Annotated in this window: 22 protein-coding genes; 18 read left to right on the top strand and 4 right to left on the bottom strand. The window is 32.6% G+C overall.

Translation table 11 applies throughout. The features are described from left to right. The first annotated feature begins 93 nt into the window (after positions 1-93). From recN to HS129_05250, 16 genes are all read left to right on the top strand, one after another. On the top strand, positions 94-1800 hold the full coding sequence (recN, locus tag HS129_05325; GenBank protein ID MBE7411476.1) for a DNA repair protein RecN: 1707 nt from the start codon (positions 94-96) through the stop codon (positions 1798-1800). Between the two features lie 277 nt (positions 1801-2077). Continuing rightward, entirely contained in the window at positions 2078-4978 is a 2901-nt protein-coding gene (locus HS129_05320; GenBank protein ID MBE7411475.1) for a tetratricopeptide repeat protein, read from the top strand. Between the two features lie 5 nt (positions 4979-4983). Then, on the top strand, positions 4984-6687 hold the full coding sequence (locus HS129_05315) for a hypothetical protein (protein ID MBE7411474.1): 1704 nt from the start codon (positions 4984-4986) through the stop codon (positions 6685-6687). 29 nt (positions 6688-6716) lie between these two features. Continuing rightward, the gene (locus tag HS129_05310) at positions 6717-7337 is read left to right on the top strand and encodes a MotA/TolQ/ExbB proton channel family protein (GenBank protein MBE7411473.1); all 621 of its coding nucleotides are present in this window, start codon (positions 6717-6719) and stop codon (positions 7335-7337) included. Beyond that, positions 7334-7774: a biopolymer transporter ExbD gene (locus HS129_05305; GenBank protein ID MBE7411472.1), complete on the top strand. Its 441-nt coding sequence runs from the start codon at positions 7334-7336 to the stop codon at positions 7772-7774. The genes HS129_05310 and HS129_05305 overlap by 4 nt, the downstream gene beginning before the upstream one ends. A 3-nt stretch (positions 7775-7777) precedes the next feature. Next, positions 7778-8500 carry an energy transducer TonB gene (locus HS129_05300; GenBank protein ID MBE7411471.1) on the top strand — a complete coding sequence of 241 codons (723 nt, stop codon included), beginning with the start codon at positions 7778-7780 and terminating at the stop codon, positions 8498-8500. 115 nt (positions 8501-8615) lie between these two features. Further along, positions 8616-11531, top strand: coding sequence for a BamA/TamA family outer membrane protein (locus HS129_05295; GenBank protein ID MBE7411470.1), 2916 nt, complete (start codon positions 8616-8618; stop codon positions 11529-11531). A 1-nt stretch (position 11532) separates the two neighbouring features. After that, positions 11533-13734, top strand: coding sequence for a UvrD-helicase domain-containing protein (locus HS129_05290; GenBank protein MBE7411469.1), 2202 nt, complete (start codon positions 11533-11535; stop codon positions 13732-13734). Positions 13735-13803: 69 nt separating this feature from the next. Continuing rightward, complete coding sequence (locus HS129_05285; protein ID MBE7411468.1) at positions 13804-14283, top strand: hypothetical protein; 480 nt, start codon at positions 13804-13806, stop codon at positions 14281-14283. A gap of 9 nt (positions 14284-14292) precedes the next feature. After that, on the top strand, positions 14293-15141 hold the full coding sequence (locus tag HS129_05280; GenBank protein ID MBE7411467.1) for a 3'(2'),5'-bisphosphate nucleotidase CysQ: 849 nt from the start codon (positions 14293-14295) through the stop codon (positions 15139-15141). Further along, positions 15138-16277: a glycosyltransferase family 4 protein gene (locus HS129_05275; GenBank protein ID MBE7411466.1), complete on the top strand. Its 1140-nt coding sequence runs from the start codon at positions 15138-15140 to the stop codon at positions 16275-16277. Before HS129_05280 ends, HS129_05275 begins: the two co-directional genes overlap by 4 nt. 5 nt (positions 16278-16282) lie before the next feature. After that, positions 16283-17308 carry a Gfo/Idh/MocA family oxidoreductase gene (locus tag HS129_05270; protein ID MBE7411465.1) on the top strand — a complete coding sequence of 342 codons (1026 nt, stop codon included), beginning with the start codon at positions 16283-16285 and terminating at the stop codon, positions 17306-17308. Positions 17309-17438: 130 nt separating this feature from the next. Continuing rightward, the gene (locus HS129_05265) at positions 17439-18011 is read left to right on the top strand and encodes a lipoprotein signal peptidase (protein MBE7411464.1); all 573 of its coding nucleotides are present in this window, start codon (positions 17439-17441) and stop codon (positions 18009-18011) included. A gap of 44 nt (positions 18012-18055) precedes the next feature. Further along, the gene (locus HS129_05260) at positions 18056-18580 is read left to right on the top strand and encodes a cyclic nucleotide-binding domain-containing protein (GenBank protein ID MBE7411463.1); all 525 of its coding nucleotides are present in this window, start codon (positions 18056-18058) and stop codon (positions 18578-18580) included. Beyond that, positions 18573-19628 carry an AI-2E family transporter gene (locus HS129_05255; GenBank protein MBE7411462.1) on the top strand — a complete coding sequence of 352 codons (1056 nt, stop codon included), beginning with the start codon at positions 18573-18575 and terminating at the stop codon, positions 19626-19628. The genes HS129_05260 and HS129_05255 overlap by 8 nt, the downstream gene beginning before the upstream one ends. Before the next feature lie 20 nt (positions 19629-19648). Further along, positions 19649-20812, top strand: coding sequence for an adenylate/guanylate cyclase domain-containing protein (locus HS129_05250; GenBank protein MBE7411461.1), 1164 nt, complete (start codon positions 19649-19651; stop codon positions 20810-20812). On the opposite strand, the gene HS129_05245 is transcribed toward HS129_05250, so the two are convergent. From HS129_05245 to HS129_05235, 3 genes are all read right to left on the bottom strand, one after another. Then, positions 20801-21511, bottom strand: coding sequence for an amidohydrolase (locus HS129_05245; GenBank protein ID MBE7411460.1), 711 nt, complete (start codon positions 21509-21511; stop codon positions 20801-20803). The two genes, HS129_05250 and HS129_05245, sit on opposite strands and share 12 nt — an antisense overlap. A 48-nt stretch (positions 21512-21559) precedes the next feature. Further along, entirely contained in the window at positions 21560-23374 is a 1815-nt protein-coding gene (locus tag HS129_05240) for a hypothetical protein (protein ID MBE7411459.1), read from the bottom strand. A 172-nt stretch (positions 23375-23546) separates the two neighbouring features. Beyond that, positions 23547-24239 (bottom strand): hypothetical protein, encoded by a 693-nt coding sequence (locus tag HS129_05235; GenBank protein MBE7411458.1) that lies wholly within the window; start codon positions 24237-24239, stop codon positions 23547-23549. Between the two features lie 122 nt (positions 24240-24361). Here HS129_05235 and HS129_05230 point away from each other — a divergent pair, with 122 nt between their 5' ends. After that, positions 24362-24796: a hypothetical protein gene (locus HS129_05230; protein ID MBE7411457.1), complete on the top strand. Its 435-nt coding sequence runs from the start codon at positions 24362-24364 to the stop codon at positions 24794-24796. Continuing rightward, entirely contained in the window at positions 24777-25280 is a 504-nt protein-coding gene (locus HS129_05225) for a hypothetical protein (protein MBE7411456.1), read from the top strand. Before HS129_05230 ends, HS129_05225 begins: the two co-directional genes overlap by 20 nt. Here the strand turns inward: HS129_05225 and HS129_05220 are convergent. Continuing rightward, positions 25277-25957, bottom strand: coding sequence for a hypothetical protein (locus tag HS129_05220; protein MBE7411455.1), 681 nt, complete (start codon positions 25955-25957; stop codon positions 25277-25279). The two genes, HS129_05225 and HS129_05220, sit on opposite strands and share 4 nt — an antisense overlap. Positions 25958-26053: the final 96 nt, after the last annotated feature.

The raw sequence follows: 26053 nt of genomic DNA, 5'->3' as shown, positions 1-26053 counted from the left end.
ATATTGAAAAAAAATAAAACATACCAAAAAAATACTTAATTTTGATTGACTAAAATCCGTATAGTAAATATATGATGGTTATGGAGAATGTTTATGCTTAAGAGACTTGTTGTGAAAGACTTTGCTTTAATAGAGAATTTAGATTTGAACTTAACGGATGGACTAACTGCAATAACCGGAGAAACAGGCTCCGGTAAATCGCTTGTTTTAGATTCTTTGGCTTCGGTTCTTGGTGGTAGGTGCAATACAATGAATATACGCACAGGCGCAAAGAAGTACCAAATAGAGGCTATTTTTGATATTTCAAATAAACCGGAAGCGAAAGATTGGTTGAAAGAAAAGGGGTTTGATTCCGAAAATGGTGAAGTAATTTTAAGAAAGGAATTGCACTCAGACGGAAAAGCCAGAATTCAGATTGGTGGAAGTTTGGCTCCACTCCAACATTTAAGAGAATTTGGGCAAATCCTCGCCGAAGTTCACAGGCAAAACGATCAACTGTTTTTATTGGATAAATCAAAACAACTCGGAATTCTTGATAATTTTGCCAATTTGGTAAATTTAAAAAAATGCGTAAAAGAAAATTTTCACACTTACAAAGCAATTAAAAAAAGATTAGATGAGTTGTCCAAAAATGAAGAGGAAGAGAAAAAAAGAATTGATCTTTTGAAATTTCAAATTGAAGAAATTGACAATGCAAAATTAAAAGAAGGTGAAGAAGAAAATCTCCAGAGAGAAGAATCTCTACTCATCTTTGGAGAAAAGGCATCTGAAAATTATAATACAATAACGTATTTATTGGAAGATTCTGAAGAGTCTATTTTTCGTTCTTTTTCCAAAGTCATTTCTTCTGCAGAGAAAATTTCTTCTATTCATCCTGATTTTAATGGAAAGAAGGAAGAGCTAATTGAAATTTTCACAAGACTAAAAGAAATCTATATGGAAATTTCAGACGAGAAAGATGAGGTTTTTTTCTCTGAAGATAGATTAGAATCTATACAAAATCGCCTTTCCGAAATAGGAAAATTAAAAAAGAAATACGGTAAATCAATTCCTGAAATTCTTGAATATAGAAAAAGAATCCTCTCTGATTTAGAAAATTCTCTAACTAGAGAAGAAAGTATTTCATCATTAAATGCAGAGTTGATGAATTCGTGTGGAGTTTTATCTTCACAATCAGTTAAATTATCTCAACTTCGAAGGGAGGCAATCGCAAACTTTGAACATGAATTTCAAAAAGAATTATCAGAAATTGGGATGAAAGATGCCAAACTTCAAATTGTACTAAGGTGGGAACTAAGTCCTGAAGGAGAAATTGCAGAAGGAGGAAAAAGATACATTGTAACTGAAGAAGGATTGGATCAGATCGAATTCTACTTTAGTGCAAATCAAGGAGAAAAGCCGAGACCTCTCAGAAAAATTGCTTCAGGCGGAGAGATGTCAAGAGTCATGCTTTCGCTAAAAGTGATATTAGAAAAAGACAATTCTAATAAACTTCTAATTTTTGACGAGATCGATTCAGGGCTTGGAGGAGAAACGGCTTCAATAGTTGCAGAAAAATTAAAGAAAATTTCGGAGGAAAATCAAGTGGTGCTAATTACACATTTACAACAAATTGCTGCAGTCGGTATAGACCATTGGAAAGTAGAAAAAGAAGTTCAGAATGGAAGAACATTCACTAAGGTGACTGCTTTACCAAATTCTAAGCGAATAGAAGAGCTTGCCAAAATGATCTCAGGCGAAAATATCACTAAAGGTGCTATGGAACACGCAAAAGAGCTATTAAAAAAGAAAGCAGTATGATGGATATGAGAACTGATTTGAGTTCAATTCTTATAAAACATATAAGACTTTGGACTCAAATTATTCTTTTTTTTGCTTGATTAGGTAATAATAAACCGACCTCGAAAAATAAAACATATTTTGAAATCAATTTTTTGTTAAATTTGAATACAGCTTTATTCCCAAAACTTAAAAAAAATCTTGTTTAGAGTTATTGCAACTGTGAAACCAAGTCAAAATTCTTGTAAAATTTATCTGGTTTTGTTTAATCGACTAAAATATGTATTTTTTTCTTTTCTTGTTCTTCTTATTAAGATTTTTTCAATTTTCAGATTCGATTTTTGCAGACTCGACTTTCACAGAAATTGAACCATTTTGGCAAAATGATTATCAAACAGCTATAAATTCAATTCGAGAAAAAAATTATAAGCTCTCTGTTCTAATCCTGAATGAACTTTCTAAAAATCCTGAAACCTCACCCGGAAAAGAGGGAATCTATTATCATCTTGGGATTTCATACTATGGTCTCGGAAAATTTACAGAAGCCATAAATTCATTTGATGTAGTAATTCAAAAAAATTCAGGTTCTACTTTTTTTGCAAGATCTACTTATTGGGTCGGGAAAACCCATAAGGCAAAAAAAGATTACGACCAAGCTCTAAAATATCTAACCGAATTTATAGAAAAATTTCCTAAAGATGAGTATTCTGTAAATGGTTATGAATTGATTGCTGACATTTATTTTGAGAAAGGTCAAGAGGAAGACGAGATTGCTACCTATTTAGAGGCTATCGAAAAAAATCCAAATCACCCAAGGATTCCATTTTTGCATATTCGATACGGGAGGCGACTTTTTGAAAAATCAAAATTCAAATCTTCAATTAAGGTTTTCAAAGACATTATTCTAAATTCAAAAATGAAGTCTTATGAAATTGCAGATTTGACTTCTGATTCAGAAATTTTTATCGGTAGAAATTTACTTGGCCTTGGGGAAATCAAAAATGCAGAAAAACAGTTTACTGGCATTTATCAAAATTACCCCAAAGACAGAGAAAAATCTAGCGCCTTGTATTTCTTGGGAGAAACTTTTTTACTGATAAAAAATGATAAATTGGCTTTTCAGTATTGGGGTGAACTTAGACAAAAATTTCCTAAAACAGAGTGGGCGATAGAATCATACCTAAGTGAAAGCAAGTCTTATAAGAAACAAAACAGAGTGAAAGATGCAATTGTAGTATTAGAGAATTATATTGATAAAAATCCAAGCTCCACTCGGTGGGAAGATTTTCAGATTGAATTAGGTTTTTTATACAAACAAAATGGGAACTTGCAGTCTGCCATCAATAGATTTGAAAATGTATTGCAGTCCAATAACATTAAACAAATCTCCTTTGCGCTTTTTTCTCTTGCCGAACTTGAAGAATCTTCTCTAAATTTTTCAAAATCAATTCAATACTATGAAAAAATTTTAAATAACTACAGTGATTCAGAATACGTGTCTTATGCGTTATACGGAATAGCTAAAATTAAACATAAAAATAAAGACTTTGATGCTTGTATTCAAACGATTGATTCTCTTATGGAGAAATTTCCGGATTTTGTAAATAAAGAATATGCTCTACTCTTAAAAGGAGACTCTCTCTCAGTGACAGGAAAGCACTCGGAAGCACTCATCGTCTATAACAATTTAAAAAATTCAAAAGAAAGAGAAATTCGTTTTCAATCAGAAATGGGAATCGGGTGGGTATATTCTGATAAAAAAATGTATGCAAGAGCAGAAGGAATTTTTCAAAAAATTTTACAAAAAGAAAAAAGCAAAGATAAATATTTTTCTGAGGCAAACCACGCACTCGGGTTGATGCGATTCAATTTAAAACTTTATTCAAAAGCAAAGGAAAATTTTAAGTCCATACTTTACGAGTCCACAACCGATCCAAACGAGTCATTTAAAAAAGATGCACTATATAGATTAGCGTTAATCGAATTTAGAACAGAAAAATTTCCGGAGAGCCTTGCACTTCTCAAAAAAGCATTGATTTCCGGATCAACCAATATGGGTGAAATTTTGTATTACAAGGGATTAACTGAAAAAAGAATGAATATGTTAAGTGACTCTATTTCCAGTTTTTCTGAATCCATAAAAATTACAAAAAATACTCAAAAAAACTTTTACGCAAGCTCTTTATTTCAAAGAGGCATGGCGTATTTATCCCTTGGAAGAAATGAAGAAGGAGTCGCAGACTTAAAAGAATCCGCAGAGCTTCAAGAAGGTGCATCCGATGATTCTCAATTTGAAATTGGTAAGTACTATTTAAAAACTGATTTTAAAAAAGCAAGCTCGGAGTTTGAAATTTTAAAAGAGAAATTTCCGAATAGCCCATTTGTTTTGGAATCTCTTTATCTGATAGCAGATACATACCGGTCTCAAAATAACTACGACGAGGCAGAAAAAATCTATAAAACAATTGAAAGCGATTTCGAAAGTTCAAAAAAATCCGACTCTGCATTACTATTGCTTGCAGACGGATACTTCCGAAAAGAAGAATATAAAAGTTCAAGAGAAGCATGTGTGAAATATCTAAAATCCTATTCGGACTACGATGGGGCAAATGATTGTCTTTTTAGAATTTCGGATATAATAGAAAAAGAGGAATCTGTTGAAAAAAAAATTGAATTTTTAAAGAAGAACAAATCTCAATTTTACGAGAATAGAAAATTTGAATACTTAATTAAATTATCAGAAAGCCTTATTTCTAATAAGAGTATGAAAGAAGCAATTTCTCTATTGAAATTAATTCCGGATAAGGATAAGTTTGCTTACAAAAAACACTTTCTACTTGGGAAAATTTTAGATAAGGAAGAAAATTATAATGGTGCAACTCCACATTTTCAATTCGTAGATAATCACAACGACGGTGAACTTGCGGTGAAAAGTTTATTGCGTTTAGGAAGGTTCGATCTAATTAAAAAAAATTATGAATCCGCAGTCAAAAGGTATTCAAAGGTAATCTATCAATATTCATCTTACAAAGAAGAATACGCTGAAAGTATTTTTTTCCTTATAGTAGCTTACGATAGATTGGGCTTAAAAGACGAGGCAGAAAAATACAAAACTAAGCTAAAACTTGAAACCGAAAAAACTAAATTTTTTGACATGGTTCTTCCTTCTTCAGATGAGCCTATTCCTTATTGGGAATAAATTTCTTGAATAAGGCATTTAGAGTTTTTTATATTTTCTATTTTCTGATTTTCAATTATATAATTAACTCTACAGAAATTTTTCCTATAGAAAATGAAATCAGAGAAAAAGATATTTTATTAGACGACAACCCATTATACAATACTCAAAAAAAGAATTCAGAAGAATCTCTAAAGCTTCAAGAGGAATATGAAGACACTGAATTTTCAATCCCAGAAAGAGAAATTTCTTTAAAAAAACGAAACCTGACTCCTGAAGATACCAACAAAACTATAGAAAGGTTTGAATCTAAAGAGAAGGCATCAATGAAAAAATTTAGAGAGAATTCTTTTTCTATTTATGGAGGCTATGGAAATTTTATTGGAGGAAATATTTTATTCAGCAAAATCTTAAACCATGGATCAAAAGCCGATGATTTCCGATTTAGTTTATTTTCTCTAAAGGCAAAAGACGAATCTTACGACTTCTTTGAAAGTAGAGGAAAATACATTTTAGATTCAAAGAAAACCAAAAATCAATACGAGCTAAAAGGTTTTACCTATTTCTCCGAAAATTTTAAATTATCGTACAACGTCACCCGCCAAAATTCTATACTATATTTGCAAGATAACCCGATATTCCAAAAACAAAAAAAGAATTTGAATCGTGCAGAGTTCTTGATCGATTATATTCAAAGCGATAAACTGATTCATAAAATAAAATCCGATTTGTATGAATTCAAACTGGATGATGATTCCAGATTTATTTCACCATCAAATACCAATACAGATAAAAAGTCTGAATTCAAAAAACGTTCCCTTGGTTACGAAGCCGGATACGATTTGAACAATAATTGGAAAATCTGTACTACACTTTCCTCGTCTGTTTACTCAGGAAAAAACACCCAACTCTATAAAAGTTTTAACAGCTCTGACCTTCCTGAAAAAAAAGAAGGGAGATTCCAAGGTGGGTTTTCCAAAAAAGAAAGCGGGAGCTTACTTCGCGGGTTTATTTTTAAATCATTTTGGAATTTTCATTTTTTACAAAACGATAAAAACTTTTACGGAGGAGAAATAAATCTTGGATATAGATTGAAAGACTATCTTATATCCTTAAACTACGAAAAATCAGGGCAATTAGTAAATTTTTTAGAAACCTATATACAAAACGACCTTTCCGATTTGAATTTACAACTAAGAAGAACGGAAATTCAAAAAGCCTATACATCTCTAAAGTATGAGATTCCTAATCTGCGTTTTCATTTGAAAGCAGGAAATGCTTTTGAATACGGAAAATATTTCTTTTATCAAACCAAAGAATTTTTGTACCGACCGGAACAAAAAGATATCGGCTATGATTTTTTTAGTTTAGAGTTAAATTTACCGATTGGTGAAAATTTTCAAATTGGAGCAGAAGGCAGTTGCAGAAATTATGATAGAGACGATCTGCCTTATTTGCCGAAAATTGTACAAACCGCTTATGTAAGGTTGAATTATTCTAAACTTTCGCTTGAACTAAAAGGGCAATATATGTCGAATATGAACACGAATAAAATTGGAAAAAAAATTTCCGATCAAAGACGTTTAGATTTTCTTTTTTACTATGCGATTTTTGGAAAATTAGATTTTAGGTTAGAAATTAGAAATATTGAGGATAGAGAGCTATTTTTTAGAGAAAATTTCTATTATCCCGGAAGACAAATTTTATTTGGCATGAGAATGAACTTATAAAAACTTACTTTATATTTTGAGGAAATAAAATGGTACCATTAGGAAAAACAAATTCGTTAATATCGGCAATTCCACCTGAAAGTATTCCGATTATAATTATATTAGTTTCGATTGTAGGGTTTACAATTATTATAGAAAGAATGGTGTACTTTTGGAGAATGAAACCAATAACTCAAGAGGACATGAGAAAATTCAAAGACCTTATGCGGGAAATGAAATGGGACGAAGCAAGAGACTACATCGGAAGTGTAAGCAATTCCCCTGCATCTTCCGTCTTGCAAGTTGGATTGGATTTTAAAAGAAGAGGCTCAAAGTATGTAGAAGATGAAATGGAAACTGAAGGGTATAGACAAATTCATCAGATGGAAAAATTTCTCACAGGTCTTGGAACTATTGCAACGATTGGACCTTTGCTTGGAGTCCTCGGAACCGTTGTAGGAATGATACGCTCATTTGGTGAAGGGGCCGGAACAAAAGGAGCAGAGGTTGGAATTAGTGAGGCATTAATTACAACTGCGATGGGATTATTTATTTCAATTCCTGCATATATTTTTTATAACTACCTAGTTCGTAAAAAAGAAGAGAGGTTGAACGAAATAGAAAATCTTTCCAATCAAGCCATTCAAATTTTTCGGGCTGATAAAAAATGAAATTTAGAAGAACCATGAAAACATTCGATAGGGTTGACCTGACTTCTCTAATCGACGTAGTTTCCTTTTTAGTAATTTATTTTTTAATTAATGCAACGATGGAGAAAGGAACTAAAATTAAAATCGAGCTTCCCCGATCCTCTTCGAGTGTTTCGCAAGAGAAAAATCCCGATGAATTGGTGATAACAGTAAATAAAGAAGGAAAAGTTTTTTTAGATAAAGATACTGACCCTGTACCTATTGATAAACTAACCGAAAAAATAACTACATTTTTGGGTCCTGAAAAAAATAGAGACCCAAAGAAAAATAGAGTAATCATCAGAGGAGATTCCGGAGCAAGCTATCAAGTAATCGTAAAAGTAATTGATCAGGTAAACGCTGCCGGTGTAATAAAGTTCAATCTTGCAATGGTAAAGGGAAATTCTTCAGATAAATAAAATTTGGATATAAGACTAAAATTTGCATTTTCTCTAAGTCTATCTTTTCATTTGATCTTAGTTGGCTATTCTCTTTTTTTTGCTAAAGCTATAGATAACGAAACAATCTTTATAGAAATTACAAAAAACAGAGAGATTCATTCAATCACAAATGAACAAACTTTGCAAAACAACGAGCTTAAAAAGACAAAGAATACGAAAGACACTAAAATTTCAAAAAAGCAATCCAAAAAAAATCGAGATACGAATAATTTACTGTCTGGTTTTAAAACATCTTCAACTAAAAATAAAACGGTTGATAGAGAAGAAGAGCTTACAGAGGGTAGAAGCATAAAGTATAAGGAATCAGGAAAAAATCCTAAAAATGAATTTTTATCCAAAAAAATTGAAGTTGAAAAAGAAAGAAAAATCGTATTCGATGAAGAAAAAAAAAATCCTTTATGGAAGCATGGAAAGCCCAAAAGAGAAATCCTTTTCGACCCACCTCTCCACTTTCCTTCATCAGTCAAAAATATTGGAGTGTCGGCTATCGTAAAGATAAGAGCAAAAGTTGATCCAAGCGGAAAAGTTTTTGGTGTTGAATTTATCCAAAGGAGTGGGTTTTCACTATTGGATATTAGTGTATCAAAACAAATTAGATCCATGAGATTTGAAAAAGATGAAAAAAACGAAAATTCCGAGTTTTTTAGAGAATATATTTTTAGATTAAAAGGAAACACTGATTAAAATAGTAGCTTTTCAATTCAGAGTCTATTTGAAAGATTGTTGTAAAAGTTTAAAATAAGGAAACTTAGCTATATATTGTGGGTTTTAGAATAATTTAAGGGTTTTATTTATCAATTTGAAAATTCGTAAATCTTATCAAGCAGTCATATCGAGTATTCTCGTACTATTCATACTCTCTTATTCTACTGTCACTGATCTATTGTCAAAAAGAACAGATTATATAGGGAAACAAATTACGGATATTGTATTTCGTGGTAATAAAAATACTCTACCTGAGGATATTTATGCAAAAATTGAAATGCGTAAAGGAATGCCTCTCACTGAAAAACTTTTAAATAAAGATTTATCTTCTCTATTCTCAACCGGGTATTTCTACAATATAGACATTCAAGGGGAAATTACCTCAAATGGGGTGAAAGTTATATTTGAGCTAAACGAAAGGCCTCGTGTAGAAGAAATTGAATTCATCGGAGCCGATGAAGTATTTCCTTCCGACCTTAGAGATAAAATGCCCTTAAAAGAAAATGAAGTAGTGTCTCCAGAAAAAATCAATACTGCAAAAGAAATGATTTTAAAGAAATATCGTGATGAAGGATTTTTTCACGCTTATGTAAAATTTGAAATCGGAAAGTTAAACCCAAAAACAAATCTCGTCAAAATCAAATTCATCATAGACGAAGGCGATGAAATTCCTGTATCGAAAATAAATATTATGGGTACGAAAAATATTGATTCAGCCGAGTTGCAAGGTATTTTAGAATTAAAAGAAGCCGGCTTTATTGAAAGTGGAAATTTTAAAGAAACTACTTACGAAACAGATAAGCAAAAAATTGTAGCCTACTTAAAATCTAAAGGGTATCTTGATGCAGAACTTATTAATGAAGGAACGAACTGGGAAATCCACTGGGAGAATCCAAGAATAAAAAATAAAAGGGTAATCATTGTAAATTTTAAAATCAATGAAGGAGATTTATACTTTTTTAACGGATATAGCACAGCACACGATTTAAGTGTAGAGCCAAACGGACAACCTATGTTTTTGAATAAAGAAAACAACCCTGCCGGAACTCTTAAAGAAAATTTCAAGCCTGTATTTGAAGTAAAATATTTAGAAGGGTTGTATGAATTTACAAATGATGATGTTGGAGAAATTTTTGATGAAGGAAAGTTCGTTAGAGATAGAGCTATGATAAACGAGCTTTACAGCGGCAAAGGGTATCTATTTGCTCAAGTTGCGCCGAAAAGAAGGTATTTGAATTTATCGGATGAAGACTTGAAGCAATACGAAAACTGCTCTTCTCGAAGAAGTCCTGCTGATGTAAAAGAATGTGAGGAAGACGCAGAAATTTTAAATATAAAAAAATTAAGAAAACTATTAACTGAAGACCCCGAGTCAAAAGGAAAAAAATTCGTACACGTTGATTTTTTAATTCGAGAAAATAATTTAGCTTATGTTGAAAATATTATCATTAAGGGAAACAAAAAGACTCTTGAAAAAGTAATCCGAAGAGAGTTGTTATTTAAAACGGGAGATCTTTTTAATTCACAGTTAGTAAACAGATCTAGAGAAAGAATTTTTAATCTTGGCTATTTCAAAGAAGTCAATTTTAATATGAGACCTGGCTCTGATGAAACTAAAATGAACTTGATTGTAGAAGTTGTAGAGCAACCTACTGGAACTATTTCCATGGGTGGAGGGTATGGAACAATTACCGGTTTTTCAATTTTTACAGAACTAGGAGAAAATAATTTAAACGGAACAGGACAAAAAGTTTCTGGTCGTTTGGAATTTGGGCCTTTACGAAAAATGTTTCAGCTTACATGGACTGAGCCTTGGATTTTTGATAAACCTTGGTCATTGACTATGAGCCTATTTTATACATCTCAGGTTTTAAATGTTGGGGCTGCGGCGATCACAGAAAACAACAATCAATCCATAAAAGAAAGCGCATCCTTTGAGAGATCAAGAGTAGGGGTTTCGGCGGGAATTGGTCACAGGTTTTTTATAAACTGGAGCCATTTTCATAGATACTCTCCCAGTTTTTTTATTTCTTCTAGACCAACTTCCTTGGTATCGGATCAAGTTCTGGCAGAGGTAAGCCACGGATGGCAATTCCGGTCTCAGTTAACCAATGGGATTTCCTTTGACAATCGAGACAATATTTTTAACTCTACATCGGGTACTTCCTTTGTTTTTTCTGTTGACAATGTAGGACAATACTTAGGCGGTCAAAGTCACTTCGATCAAATTCGACCTATGTTTGAGTTTTTTCACACTTGGTTTGATTACACCCTATTCGGATTGATTCGGAGTAATGCTTTACGAAGGTGGAGAGTAGTTCAAGAATTTCGCACATCCAGTGTTTTTACTTATGAAAGAGTACCTGTCTATCACAAGCAAGACAAGCAAACAAACCCATACATTCAAATCATGGATTTGAATTATTTAGGAGGCTATGAATCCTTGCGAGGCTGGAGGTTTGACGATAGATTCTATCCTACAGAATGGAGAAATGGTTCTGCCTCCAGAGTCTTGTTTGGCTCAGAGCTTAGATTCCCAATTGAGCCGAGCCTACTTTGGTTTGTAGTTTTCTTTGATGCAGGAGCTATGTATGAGGAAATCAATCGTTCGGTGGGTGAAAGAGCAAAATCATTTAAAGACTTTGACGGATTAGTGAGACAACAAAGGGCACTTGCAAACCCGCTTATAAATCCAGAAGCTGCAATGAATTTATATTTATACGAGCATTTTGATTCTTCAGGCAAGAAAACTCCGGAAAGCCCTTTTAGAACAGAAGATCCGGGTAGGTTGGTTTTGTCTGTAAATAATATTGCACTCGACAGATTTCGGTTTTCTTGGGGGTTCGGTCTTAGAATTCAAATTCCGGTTCTTCCGTTGCGATTGTATTTTGCTCAAAAACTGCGATACACTGGTGGAGACGGTGGTGGATGGAATGGACACCCATTCACTACTTACGAGGCAGACAAAGGTTTCAAATTTGTATTCGGGATTGGAGATTTCAGATTTTGATATGAACTTGGATTTTAGTCATTTAAATGAAGCCCAAATAAAAGCAGTAAAAAAAATCCATGGTCCACTTTTAATCCTTGCGGGTGCCGGATCGGGCAAGACTAGGGTGATTACCCACAGAATTGCAAATTTGATTACAAATGAAAATATCTCTCCTTACTCGATTTGTGCAATGACTTTCACAAACAAAGCTGCAAATGAGATGAAAGAAAGAGTGATTTCTCTTCTTCCAAAATTTTCCGGAGAAATCATGGTTAGAACATTTCACTCTCTTTGTTTATTTATTCTAAGATCCAATTGGGATAGGCTTGGGTTTAGTTCTAATTTTACTGTTTATGATTCCTCGTTACAAGAGTCTTTGATTACTGAGGTAGTGAAGAGTTTGAAATTAGATAGTAAAGAATTCAAGTCAAATTCTATCTCGACTATCATCAATAGAGCAAAAGACGAAATGTTGACTCCATCGAATTGGTTTAATACGTTAGACGAAAGCTTAATTGGAAGATACTATGAAAATGTATTAAAAATTTTTGAAAGATATGAATCATATAAAGAAAAACAAAACGCACTCGATTTTGGAGATTTGATTTTTAAAACTGTTCAAATATTTGATAACGATAAAGAACTTTTAGCCAGATACAACCTTCGCTGGAAGTATATCATGGTAGATGAATTCCAAGATACCAACCATGCGCAATATCTTTTATCAAAACAGCTTGCGGGAGATTTAAAAAACCTTTGCGTTGTCGGAGATGACGATCAATCCATCTATTCTTGGAGGGGTGCCGATGTAAGAAATATTTTAGAATTTGAAAAAGATTTCCCAGATACATTTATAGTTAAGTTAGAAGAAAATTACAGATCTTCAGGAAATATAATACGTGCGGCATCAAATCTAATCTCATACAATTCCGTCAGAACAGAAAAAACTATTTTCACAAACAACCCGGACGGAGACAAAATCAGTTTAAATGTATTTGAAAGCGAGTTTGATGAAGCCCACGGTATAATTAAAAAAATCAAAGAGCTTTACAAAAATACAAGTTCCTATTCTGATTTTGCAGTTTTTTATAGAACAAATTCTCAAAGTAGATACATTGAAGAGGCACTTAGATCCCATGGTATTCCTTATAAAATATTCGGAGGCTTTCGCTTTTTTGATAGAGCTGAAATAAAAGATGTTATCGCTTACTTAAATGTGATAGTCAACCCTTTGGACTCAACCTCGTTACTTAGAATTATCAATTCTCCACCAAGAGGAATCGGAGATACCTCACTTGAAAAATTAAAGGATGTTTCAAGAATTAAAGGAATCTCTCTTTTTGAAGTATTGAACAAAGAAAATTTGGATTTAAAAAAGGGAACACTTTCCAAAGTAAAAGAATTCTACCTTATGATGCTCGATTTAATAGAAAAAAATAATAAAAAAATCCTTCCTTCTTCTATTCTAAACGATCTGATAATTAGGGCTGGTTTTAAAGAATATTTCCAAAAAGATGACAGCTTAGAATCTTTGAATAGATTAGAAAACTTACAAGAATTCGTAAACTCTCTTTTAGATTACGAAGATGAAAACGAAAATGCAACTTTAGATGAATACCTAAATTCTATTAGCCTACTTACGAGTGAAGAAGAAAAAAGCGATCTTTCAGATTATGTGACATTAATGACCATGCACAATTCAAAAGGCTTAGAATACGAAATTGTTTTTATTGCCGGATTAGAAGAAGGGACTTTTCCTCATTTTATGGTGATAGACGGGAAAGGGGATTTAGAAGAAGAAAGAAGGCTTTGTTATGTTGCAATCACTCGTGCAAGAAAAAAACTTTTTTTAACTCACGTTACAAGAAAAAGAAAATTTGGATCAGGAATGTATGAAACAAGGGAGCCATCCAGATTTTTAAATGAAATCCCTAAAGAATTGATTCAAGAAAACACTGACAACTCTTTTTCCTATAGAAGAACCCCATTGCATCCTCCCCTAAGTTCAGATAGTATCCCTTTAGTGCAGATGGATAAAAGCAAATCCACCATGAATGACAAATCTGACATTTATATCGGTCAAAAAGTAATACATAAAGATTACGGCAAAGGAGATATACTTTCCTTAACTGGCGCAGGAGATAACAGAAAAGCCAAAATTCGATTTGGAAATATTGATAAGAATTTTTTACTTGCCTATACTAAGTTAGATTTTCTTTGATTTAAAAAAATATTAAGATAGACAGTAATATTCGTTTTTGTCATGCCGATAGTATGTATAGGGGGATATATGAAATATATAATTTTCATCTCATTTGCGATTTTTGTTGGATTTCAATTTTCTGTATTGGCAGAAAAAGCACCGGGCACTATGGATGAGTTTACCAAAGTCGAAGAATACTACAGAAATCCCCCTGCCTCAGATGAGCAGAAGAAGAAAACTCTAGAAAAAAATCTTATGTCTGCAATTAAAATTTCTTTAATCAAGAAATACATAGATCATGAATCTATCTTGAAAGATTTAAGCTCATCTACTATCGGATACGAAATGGCTCCGGGCACTTTCAACTGCTACGTAAAATACAAACAATTCTATATATTTTTAATGTATGCTACAGATCCTTCATTATATTTGCAAACTCCGATTGAAGAAAGATTTTACATAAAACCGGAAAATGCAAATTTGAATACGAGTAGTGATCCAAATCACCAAAACGAAACTAAGACAAAAACGGAACAAAAACCAGCAGAGACTGAATCTAAAAAATAATATATTTTCGTGATTCAACTTTCTGAAATTTATCCTATTATTGATATTGTACTTCAAGCAGGAAAAAGAGTTCACGAAATATTTCATTCCAATTTTACTGTCCAGATGAAAAAGGCTGATGACCCTCTTACGAACGCAGACATCGAAGCGAATTCAATTATTGTTCAAGGGATAAATAAATATTTTCCAGACGACGGGATTTTTTCAGAAGAAATATTTGATAACTCAAATAGAATTCAAAACAATAAAGTCTGGATCATTGACCCGATAGATGGAACCAGAGAATTTGTAGCAAAGAGAAATGAGTTCTGTATCAGTGTAGGTCTATCTGTAAACCATATTGCAGAATTTGGAATTATTTTGAATCCAGCCACAAAAGAGCTATTTATGGGTATAGTAGGGCAGGGAGTTTTCTATACAATTGTAGGAGAAGAATTTTCTATTCAAAAATCTTCTATTCGTTTTCAACAAAACTTAAAAAAGTATTCCGATAAAAAAGAATTGGTTGTTTCTCGATCTGAATATGAATCTAAGCTATTTTCTAAAAATGATTTCTGGGAAAAGGATTATACATTAAAACCGATTGGTTCAATAGCTTACAAACTCGCTTTAGTCGCCACTGGCATTTATTCTTTCACGATTTCACTTCGTCCAAAAAATGAATGGGATATTTGCGCGGGTGTTGCTTTAATCGAAGCCAACGGTTTAATTGCAATTGAATTGACTACAAAAGAAAATTTTACATTCAATAGAATGGATTCCAAAAGATACGGAATTTTAGCTGGAGAAAAAAATGAGGTTTTTCATCTGCTAAATTCTCATATAGAAGAGATTCAAGAACATTCTAAAATTCGATGAAGAATAAAAAAAGTAGAGTATATAAAATAGGTGTAGATGCCCGACCTCTATCTACTGGAATTTCCGGTGTTGGAAGGGTGATTGCAGAAACAATTCGATTCTTTCCAGAAAAAGAAAGTTTTGAGTTTTATCTTTTCACTCATAGAACCATCCACCAATCTCATATTTCTTTACTCGAACTTAAAAATGTGAAAGTGATTCAGTCCACCGGAATTTTTGCTTGGAAAGGAGGAATTTATTTTAACCTCTATCTTCCACTATTAGTCAGAAAAATTGGCTTGGATTTATTTTGGGGTTCACAACAAGTTATATGTCCATTTTTACCTAAGGCACTTCCTGTAGTGCTCACCTTTTACGATCTGGTCTCCTATTTTTTTCCGAACACTATGCGAAAAATTGCTGCAATCCAGCAAAGACTGTTTCAAAAACTTTCTGTAAAAAGAGCAAATTTTATAATTTCGATTTCAAAACAAACTAACGACGACATGATTCAATTGTTTCATTTTGACAAGGATAAAACAAGAGTTGCCTATCCGGGGATTGACCCAAACTCAATTAAATATTTTCAATCTTTTCCGGTTTCAAAAAGAATTTTAAATATTCCATCTTCATATTTTCTTACTGTATCCACAATCGAGCCTAGAAAAAATTATCCTTTTTTACTCAAAGTGTATGAAGAATATTCAAAACAATACAAAGGTAAAAATAAATTATCTTGGGTAATTGCAGGAAAAATCGGCTGGGAATCAGAAGATTTCTTAGTTCAGTTTCAAGAAAGATTACAATCTGATTCTTCATTAATATTTATTGAATCACCAGACGACCACGAATTGCAGCACCTGTACCACCGAGCCTCACTTTTTTTGTTTGCTTCCTTGTATGAAGGATTTGGAATTCCATTAGTAGAAGCCTTGCTCCATAAAAAATTTTCTATTGTTTCCGATATTCCAACTTTTAGAGAAATTGGTGGAAAAGAAATTTTGTATTTACCGCTTACCGACCCTTCCCTTTGGGCAAAAAAAATCATCCAATACCAAAATAAACCGAATAGAGTCAAATTTGATCCTAAAAAATTCAGCTGGAAGAGGTCTTCAGAAATTACCAAAGAAGTATTTGACAGAGTTCTAAGCAGATGAGAAAATTGAAAACCCTTATTTTGGGTCTTGGAAGAATTTCCTATTTATTAGAAAAAGATACATATAGAACTCATCCCTGCACTCATTCAGGAGTGTTATACAGTAAATTTGGAAAACAAAGATTTGAACTAACAGGGATATACGATACTCAAACGGAAAAGATAAAAGATTTTTCTAAGTACTGGAAGATTCAAAGTAGAAAAATAATTTCTGATTTAAAAGAAATCCAAAACTCAATGTTCGATCTTTGCATAATTGCAAGCTCGTCAATAAGCCATTATGAAAATGCAATTTTTGCGATACAGAAAAACATTCAACACATACTCATAGAAAAACCGGTATGTTTAAATTTAGACGAATTAAAAAAAATTTATTCTTTGTCAAAAAAGAAAAATATCAATATTTGGGTAAATCACGAAAGAAGACACCACCCTGTTTATTCCAAAGTAAGAAAACTATATCTTGAAAATCAATTAGGGAAAATCAAAACTATCAAAGCAAGCGTTTTAACCAATTCAAACAACGACCCAACGAGTAGTTACATAGGCCATCTCTTGCACGATGGAACCCATGCAGTAGATTATATTCACTGGCTTATAGGAAGCCCTCAAAAAATAGAATCTAAGTATTGGGTGAGAAGTAAAAAATCGAATTACGCCGAAAGAATCATTGCTATGTTTCAATATCTGAATGGTGAGATTGTATTCTTAGAAGTCGGTGGAGGTAGAAAATATTTTCAGTTTGAAATTGATATAGAAACTACTTCCAATAGAATTGTGCTAAGTAACGACGGACATAGATTTTATGAAATAGGAAAGTCCACTCTTTATAAAAATTTTTATAGTTTATTTCCAGCAAAAAATCCAGTAAAGTCTCATTCCAATCCATGGATCATTTTATACGATGAAATTTATAAAAAAGCTACAGGGAAAATTGAAACAATTACAGGCTCTTTAAAAGACAATCTTGAAATTATGGAAATTCTTGAAACTATTCGTAAAAATGGAAAAAGACAAATTATAAATTTTTAGCCAAAAATTTGTATCAGGATTTTTTAAGTATGAATTAGTAGAAAAGATAAAAGTTTACAAAATTCAATCGTATTTTGTAGTGTAATAGACTTTCATATTATTGATATTAAACCATAGATAAAGGAAAACCATGAAATTATCAGAATATTTTGAAAAAAAATTCTTAGAAGTAGTGAAACCTTCTTACATCCTTTTTATACTGGTAGGTGTGATGATTGACCTATCTACGAAGTATTGGGTTATTCAAAATTATTCTGCTGAGGTAGTGTATCCGGTGTTGGGAGATTTTTTTTGGATGGCTCTTACTTTTAATACCGGGTTTGTATTCGGAATGTTTCAAGACAATTCTATTATTTCTTTAATATTCACTGCTATCGCTATTGTATTTTTAATAGGATATAGATGGAAAAATTATGATATAGGAAATCCATGGGGCTGGAATTTGGTTATGACTGGTGCCTTTGGTAACTTTATAGATAAATTTTTTGTAAAAATGCCGCCTGGTGGAGGAGTCAAAATTGGATTTACCGCTAAAAACCCAGGTGAATTTATCGGTGTTGTGGATTTCCTTAGTTTCGATTGGCCGGACTTTTTGCTTTTCAGACGTTGGCCAGCTTTCAATTATGCTGACTCTTGTGTCACAATAGGTCTTGTAATCTTAATATTTACTATGAATTCCACGCAAGATAAGAAGTCCCGTTGAATGAATCTATTATTTTCGGATATTTCTTTGCCGATATTTAAAGCATGGAAATACCTTATTGGAAAGCTATTCTAAAGAAGAAAGAAACTTTCAAGGAAGAAATCACCCGGTTTCTTTCTGATACCGCTTTATTTGAAAACCTGAGCAGACGAATTCTTAAAGAAGTAGCTTCATTAGTTCATATTAGAAATTACAAAGCTGGAGAAGAAATCTTTCGTCAAGGTGAGGTTGGCTCTGGACTCTATCTGATTCAAGAGGGCAGGGTATTGATTGCATCAAAAATGGAAGGTGTCAGTATGAATCTTGCTGATCTACCTAAGGGTGCATTTTTCGGAGAATTGTCACTTTTCACAGATGAAGTAAGAACGGCTACCGCAACTGCAACAGAAGACAGTATTCTAATCGGATTTTTTCAGCCCGATTTAAAAAAATTAATAGAACGCAAACCAAAAGTAGGGATAGAAATTGTAATGAGCATTGCCTCAGTGATAGCCCAAAGGTTGAGCAAAACAAATCAGGTTTTAGAAAAAGCGTATTTTAAAGGGAAAGTAAAACGTGACAGTGTTTAAATCTCTTCCGATTTCTGTAAGACTTGTAAAATATTCTTTCTATTTATTGATATCAGTGACTATTGTAGTCACAATATTTGGAATTCATACCCTTATATTTCCGATTGTATTTTCGGCTTTAGTTTTTTATTTATTTAATGCGTTAGTTGATTATGCAGAAGGAATCGGTATCCCGCGTATTGCGAGTATTTTAATAATATTTTTTATTTTAGGTGGTGGAGTTTCTTTACTGCTTTTTAAAATTCTACCCCCTTTGTATTCCAAGTTCTATCCTTTATTGACTGATTGGACAAATCTTCCAAACGAAAATAAATTTAAGTTTATGAATCTGAACATTGCTATAAAAATTAACGATAAAGATTTCAACTGGGCAGAAATTATTAAACCTGAAGTAATCCTTATTAAGTTAGTCGAGTATATAAAAACTGCACTCAACACTTTTATGAATTTTATTCCTAAACTAATTACCTACTTAATCATCACCCCAATCATTTCTTTTTTTCTTCTTCTGGAAGGAGATAAATTATATAAAAATCTTATTGTTGTTGTGCCCAATAGATTTTTTGAAATGACTTTAATGATTACGCATAAGATCAATGAACAAATCACAAGTTATTTAAAAAGTCTTGTAATACAAGGGGGGATAATGACTGTGATCGTTTCCATTGGATTCTATCTAATAGGAATGGAATACTTTTTAATTTTCGGAATATTTGTGGGCATAACAAATTCAATCCCATACATAGGACCTATTCTCGGAGCTGTCCTCCCTGCGATTTTTTCTATTTTAGATAACAATCCATCTACAGGCGTATCTGGAGTTTTGGGTGTAATTATTTTTGCACAGTTATTTGATAATATAATAGTTCAGCCTACAATAATTGCAAAATCAGTTTCACTTCATCCACTCATTATGATTTTTGGAGTGGTTGCGGGGGGTGAACTTTTTGGGCTGCCGGGGATGCTATTTTCTATTCCAATATTGTCTATTCTAAAAGTCAGTATTACGATACTCTACACTTCATTGAAAAATCATCAAATTATATAGTTAAATTATGTGAGGGATTTATGCACCAAGAACATATCGTTTTCATTCTTTTAATTATTACAATCATCTTGCTTATACTAAAACTTTTTATTCAATCAAAGAAATTACACAAACTTTCTTCCCAATTCGATGAAATCAAAAATCAAACTAAACTAAATGAAAAATCTGTAAAAACAGAAACTTATCTTTCTAGATTTCTTCCCAAAATTGAATACGAAGAAGTGAAAATTTCCTCAGAAGAAAGCCATCCTATAAATAAAAAAACTATTGAGTTAGACGTTGTAGATGACAAAAAGATTCAAGCAAATAACACAAAATCAATTCTTGAAAATTTATTGAATGCGGGTATAGAATGCAAACACGAGTGCGGAGGAAATGCAAGGTGTTCCACGTGTCGTATTATTGTATTAGAAGGAATTGAAAACTGTTTACCTCGAAATTTAGCTGAGACGGAGCTTGCCAAGAAGAAATCTTTCAGTGAAGAAATTCGATTGGCTTGTCAAACATATTCATCCGGAAATCTGAAATTAAGAAGATTAGTTTTAGATAAACAAGATATAGAGACTGCTGTAAATGAAGGAGTGGCGCATAACGCAATTCCCAAACGAGAAGAAAAACTAGCGATTCTTTTTTGTGATATTCGTTCTTTTACGAACTTTTCAGAAAAAAATTATCCTTATGATGTTATTCACATGCTAAACAGATATTTTAACGAGATAGGAAAGGAAATAGATGAGAATTCTGGATATATAGATAAGTATATGGGAGACGGAATCATGGTTTTGTTTGGATTGAATCCCAAAAAAGGAAACCCTTCAGTACATGCAATTCAAGCCGGGCTTGGTATTTTAAATTCTTTAGAAAACATAAATTCCTATCTAAGAAAAAACTTTCATATTGAATTTAAAATTGGAATAGGGATAGATTACGGAAATGTACTCATCGGTGAAATTGGCTATAAATTGAAAATGCAATTTACTGCAATCGGAGACACGGTCAACATGGCTTCAAGAATAGAAGGGATGACAAAAAAAACCCATTCCAACTTTTTAATTTCTGATTCAACTTACCAAAGCGTAAAAGATCTAGGGTTATTTGAATTTGGAAAAAAATTCAGAACAGAGATTAGAGGAAAATCCGGACTATACGTTTTACACGAAGTGCTTCAAAAATCAGGTAACTGAGCTTACAGATAGAGTTTTAATAATCTCTGCTTCATTTTCAAAAGGAGCCACCTTCCAGTTCAAACCGGTTTTGGTTGCAAATAAACTTCTACCGTCTAATCTTTTATCGTTGTGCGATCCTATACCAGAACATTTGACTATCTGTAAGTCATTTTCTTTGGATAATTTTGAATAGAAACTCATATCATCATCGTACCCTGAAAAATTTGAAATTGAATTAATATGAAATGCAATTGGAATTTTCTCATCTTTTAAAATTTTCATCACCTTTAATTGATTGTTTATATTCAAATCCTCTCCGGTAAAAAGAGAAAATCTTAAACCACTCAAAATATAAATCCCATCACTACTTCCTTGACTGAAATCTTTTTCGCTTGGATTATTTTGATCATACCAATCGATTAGATTGATGTTTTGTACAATAGGAGTGGAATAGTAATATTTTCCTTCCAGTTCACGGACTATGCTGCCACCCAAAATCACACCTTTATAGTATTCCGATATTTCCAATATCTTATCTAAGTAAGCATTCTTTCTTTTAGATTTGTCAGCTACTGACTTGTCCTCAGAATGAAAAGAGGGAAACAATTCAGGTAAAAGTAAAAAATCCGATTTTGCAGTTGCTAACTTTTGCTTTTGATCTTTTGTAATCTGGGTATGTATGTTTTTTTGAAAAACAGTAACTTTCAATATTGGCATTTCACTGTCAAACTTACAAAATTTGATAAAAAAACAATAAGAATTTATTTACTGTATGGAATCTAATTCATCGTTACTTCTTGTAGAATCTTCCGTATTCTCGGAAATCGAATCCATCGGAGAATCTAATGAATTTTCAGATTTGGATGGTATCGAGTCCTTTTGTTTGATTCCATAAGACTTTTCCATTTCTTCATCGGAAAGTTCCACAACTCCACCAAATAAATCACCTTCACTAATTCTTTGAAATAGAGCTGCAGAATAACAATAGGCTTCAATGATGCAATTTTTAACTTGTTTTTTATTGAGTCTCTTTTTAGACTCCATCGCATCAAAGGTTAGCGTAGCATCCATATTTCCTACAATTTCTTTCTTTCCCTTCATATCACTGATTAATACAATAAGACTATCCTTTGATTTTTCAAGAAATTCCTTTATTGAGTATCGCACAGAGCGAGATTGCATACTTTTTTTCTGTTCGATTGCAGTCGTTTTTTTAGAAGATTCAATATAATTCGAACCCGGGTTTTGCTTGTGTTTGGTAAGCTCTTTGCATACATCTAAATAGATTTTAAACTGCTCCATACAATTTCTAGTTAATTCGTAAATATCCAGTAATTTTTGCCTGAAATCAACTTTCGCCCCATTAATTTGGGTGGGCTTTAAATCTATTTTTTTAGTAGTCAAAACAAAGGAATATTCGTAATCAAATTCTTTAAAATACAAATAAGATAATAATGCTTTATCGTTATCAACTATTTCAGAATATTCTCCCTTTGGATCATGCTTTTTTCTCAATTGCTCCAGAGTGTACATTGCCATGAGCTTGTTACCGTGCATAAGCTCCTTACTTAGTGTCTGAGGGGCTTCTTCTTTTTTCTCGTCTTGAACAGTGTCCTCAATTTTTTCTTCAACAACTCCTCCCGCACTTTCAGGAATTCCTTCTCCAATTTGACGGACTCCCGGTTTTTCTTCTTGAACAATGCCGAGTAAATCTTCCAAATAAGAAGAATTTAAAGGAATATTTTTATTTTCATTCCTAAGAATCGCTAAGTACAGTTTGTCAAAAATTGGACCAAATAAAGTGTCGATTTCTTGATTCACTTTTTTCTTTTTGGTAGTATAAATAAGTGCAGGCTTCCCTTCAATTTTTTGAAGTGCTTCATAAGCTGCAATGACTGCCTTTCTGTAATTTGACTGAAACGGGTACATATAGTATAATTTTTTAAATATAGAATACAGTGGAGCTGACACTTTGGAAATTGGAATCGAAAGGTCGGTAGCTGCAAGGTAAGACTCAAAGAAATCTGTCAATTCGCTACTGTCATAAAGTTTATGACCTCTGGCGAGTAGCTCTACATAGAGAGGAGTGACCTTATCTAACTCTTTAGTAATTTTATTTCCGGTGTCGGGATTGCCGAAGATATCGTTACCCACCATGTTCAGCTCCATTAGAGCTTTCTTTCCATTCAAATTCATCTCAGACATAAATTGAGGCAGCAAATCCGATGAACCAAAGGAAGTCACCTTACTCATCCAACACTTGAATTTCACAATAAAACGATTTAAGAAATTCTCCATTTCTGCTTCTTGCAATTTTTGGAGTTCTTTTGGAGTTAATTTAATTTCTGCTTTTTCTTTTGACTTGGAATTTTTATCATCCGACTGAGACCTTTGACGATTGGGAGAAGTGCCCTGTCTTTGATTAGAGCTAATTTTAGAATTGTCCTGTTTTTCTGTTTGGGGCTTATCTTTTACAACTTTGCCGCCTGCAGTTTGAAATTTCTTAAACATTTCTGCTTTAGATTTATCATCCATTGAGCCTACGCCGATTGCTTTTTTTGTTCTGTCAAATTCACCCATAACTTATAGCTATTCCCGTTTCATCTCAAAATTCTTAACTACTATTCTATTATAAATTACCAGATGTAAATAATTTTTTTAATTTTCAATTCTTATTTTTATTATAAAAATTTGAGAAATTACTAATTTCAAATGAAAAAACTCATTTTAATTTTATAGAATTGTCATGCAATCATACATCTTCAATTAAGTAAGGTTTTGTGTATTCCCTCACAATGTCCACTACAAATCTTCCCCAGCTTTTCGGGTCTTCTTGGGTTATCGGTACTTGTCTTACTTTTGGAAAAAAACTTTGTGGTTTCAAAACGGAATGCGTAATTTCAATAGTTCTTAAATAATTATCTATCTTTTTCACTCTTACAAAATTGATAATTTCACTTTGAATCCTCTCTTTGGGGATGTACCCGATGATGATCAATTTAGGGAAAAGGGCTTTTTTTAAGTGGTTTATAAAATCTGTAAAACTATCCACCCTGTCAATAAACCCCTCATAAGCTCCGCCTCCGAGATTCATGATTTGAGTTACTAAATCCATGGACAAAGACACACCTTCCATAGATCCCATATCTGAGATAATTACAATTCCCTCGTCAGGTTGGAAAACTTTAAAAGAATGCTCTCCTTTAAAATGTCTTCTCAATAATTTTGCCACAGATATATCTATCTCGGATGCTTTTGGAATTATAACTTTTCCGGGAGCAAATGGATCATAAACATCTTCCCTTGTGATCAAATACCTTTTTTTCGCAGCGTGTTGGTTCATAACACGAAATGCTTTCACTTTTTCTTCAATCTCATCGAGTGTACACTGTCCGATTTTTAAGATATTTTCACGGGTTTTTTTACTTACGTCTGACTCTTCCATAATTCCTTTTTCTTTGAATGAAATCCTATTCTAAATTATGCTAAATTCCAAACAATAAATTTGTTTAAAAAAACTTAAAAAATTCATTGCAATAGTTTAAAATTAGATTATTGTATAAAAACATGAACCATATACTCATTCCCATAGGTTTTGCCGCTATTTCTATTTTTCTAATTAATTGCACTACAATTGAATTCATTCCTGATTCCGATTACGATACTATTTATGAGGGTTATGCAAAGCAAAGTTACAGAGAAACTGAAATTCATACTTCTAAACCTAAAAAACCTTTCAGAATTCTGGGGTCTATAGTAATCCGCAACTTTGAAGGAAATTTAAACCTAGAAAACGATAGAAACCGATTACAAAAAGAAATGTTCAACCTCAAAGTGGATGGCGTATGGCTTACATCTGGAAAAATACAAGAAGTTGACCCGATGATTATACGAACACAAAATAGGGAAGGCTTACCGGTTGCTTACTACGAATCGAATAAGGAAATGGCGAAGATTACAGGTCTTGTCTTTCGGTATAAAAATGGAAACAGGAAAAATTAGGAAATACGATAGCGAAATCACAGTTCGAGAGAACGACGATTGGTATTATAGAGGGGATCAAATTACACAAGAAAAGGTTCTAGATTTTTTTCGTAAAAATTTATTTGAAGACGAGAATGGTATTTTTATTCAAAATACTTATAAAAATCTAAAAGAAAACGGTTATATTACTGCTTTAGGATTTCCACTTCATATTACAAACTTTGTAAAGGATGAGGATGAACTTTTCTTGAGAGGAAATAATTCAGAATGTGTTCCTATAAAAGAATGGATTTTTTATTTTCGTCCAATAGATGAAAGAATTTTTGGAATCAGAAAAAACCAAAAGTTTTTAAAATACGGATTCAGTAGAGACTTTTTAAATTTTATTTCGAGTTATTTAAAGGAAATTGATGGTGAATACTATTTGCATCTGAACTCTACGAAAATACCCATCCTTCGATTTCAGGAAAATTTTTCAGTACAGTCACCTAAGTTTAATTAAATTTTTTCTTCGGATCGCTCTCGTAAAAACTGGCGAAACTCTTCTATCCCATCGGTAAAAAATACAGGTATATCTATTTCAGGATTGGAAGGTATAAACACAAGTGCTTCGTCAAAAAATACGATTTGATCCAGATCTTCCGAATCATAGTAGTAATTAGCGTTGTTTACTTTAAAGATGAACTTTTTTCCTTCTTCGCATAATAGCCCCGGACCGATTCTTTTGAAGTCTGCAAATAGGTTTTCGGGCAATTGCTTTTCCTTCAAATTTTTCCAATCAAAAGGAATCTTCTTGCCTTGATCCTGATAAAGTACACCTTCCAAATGAAATTCTATTTCCACTTTGGAATTTAGTTTCACCGACTCGGGCTTTTCTTCCAATACAACAATCGGAGAAGGCATCGATTTTGAAATATCCTGAAACGATGGAATCTCACTTGATGTTTTCATTTGAACTTCTGGAATGTTTCTCTCTTCCATTACCTTTTTCTCAATCAATGGATTTTTGGAATCCTTGTATTTTACGTTGAATAATCTGTCTTCCAGAACTTTTCCTTGTTTTTTTCTAACTGAGTTTTGAGCTTTTTCTGAAAATTGGTTGGATTTCTCACTGCCAAATGAAGCGTAAATAAAGCACAGCAACCCTAAAACAATCATTGTAATGGCGATTATAAGCATTCTATTTAAAATATCTGAACATTCTTACTTTCTCTATAGTTTTTTTTTAATCCAATTTGTTATTTATGAATAAGAAATGAGTGAACCATGTCGGTT

This window comes from Leptospiraceae bacterium (assembly GCA_015075105.1).
In the GTDB taxonomy this organism is placed as follows: Bacteria; Spirochaetota; Leptospiria; order Leptospirales; family Leptospiraceae; genus JABWCC01.
The sequence above is the reverse complement of the archived record's forward strand: the minus strand, read 5'-3'. Positions and strand labels throughout refer to the sequence as shown.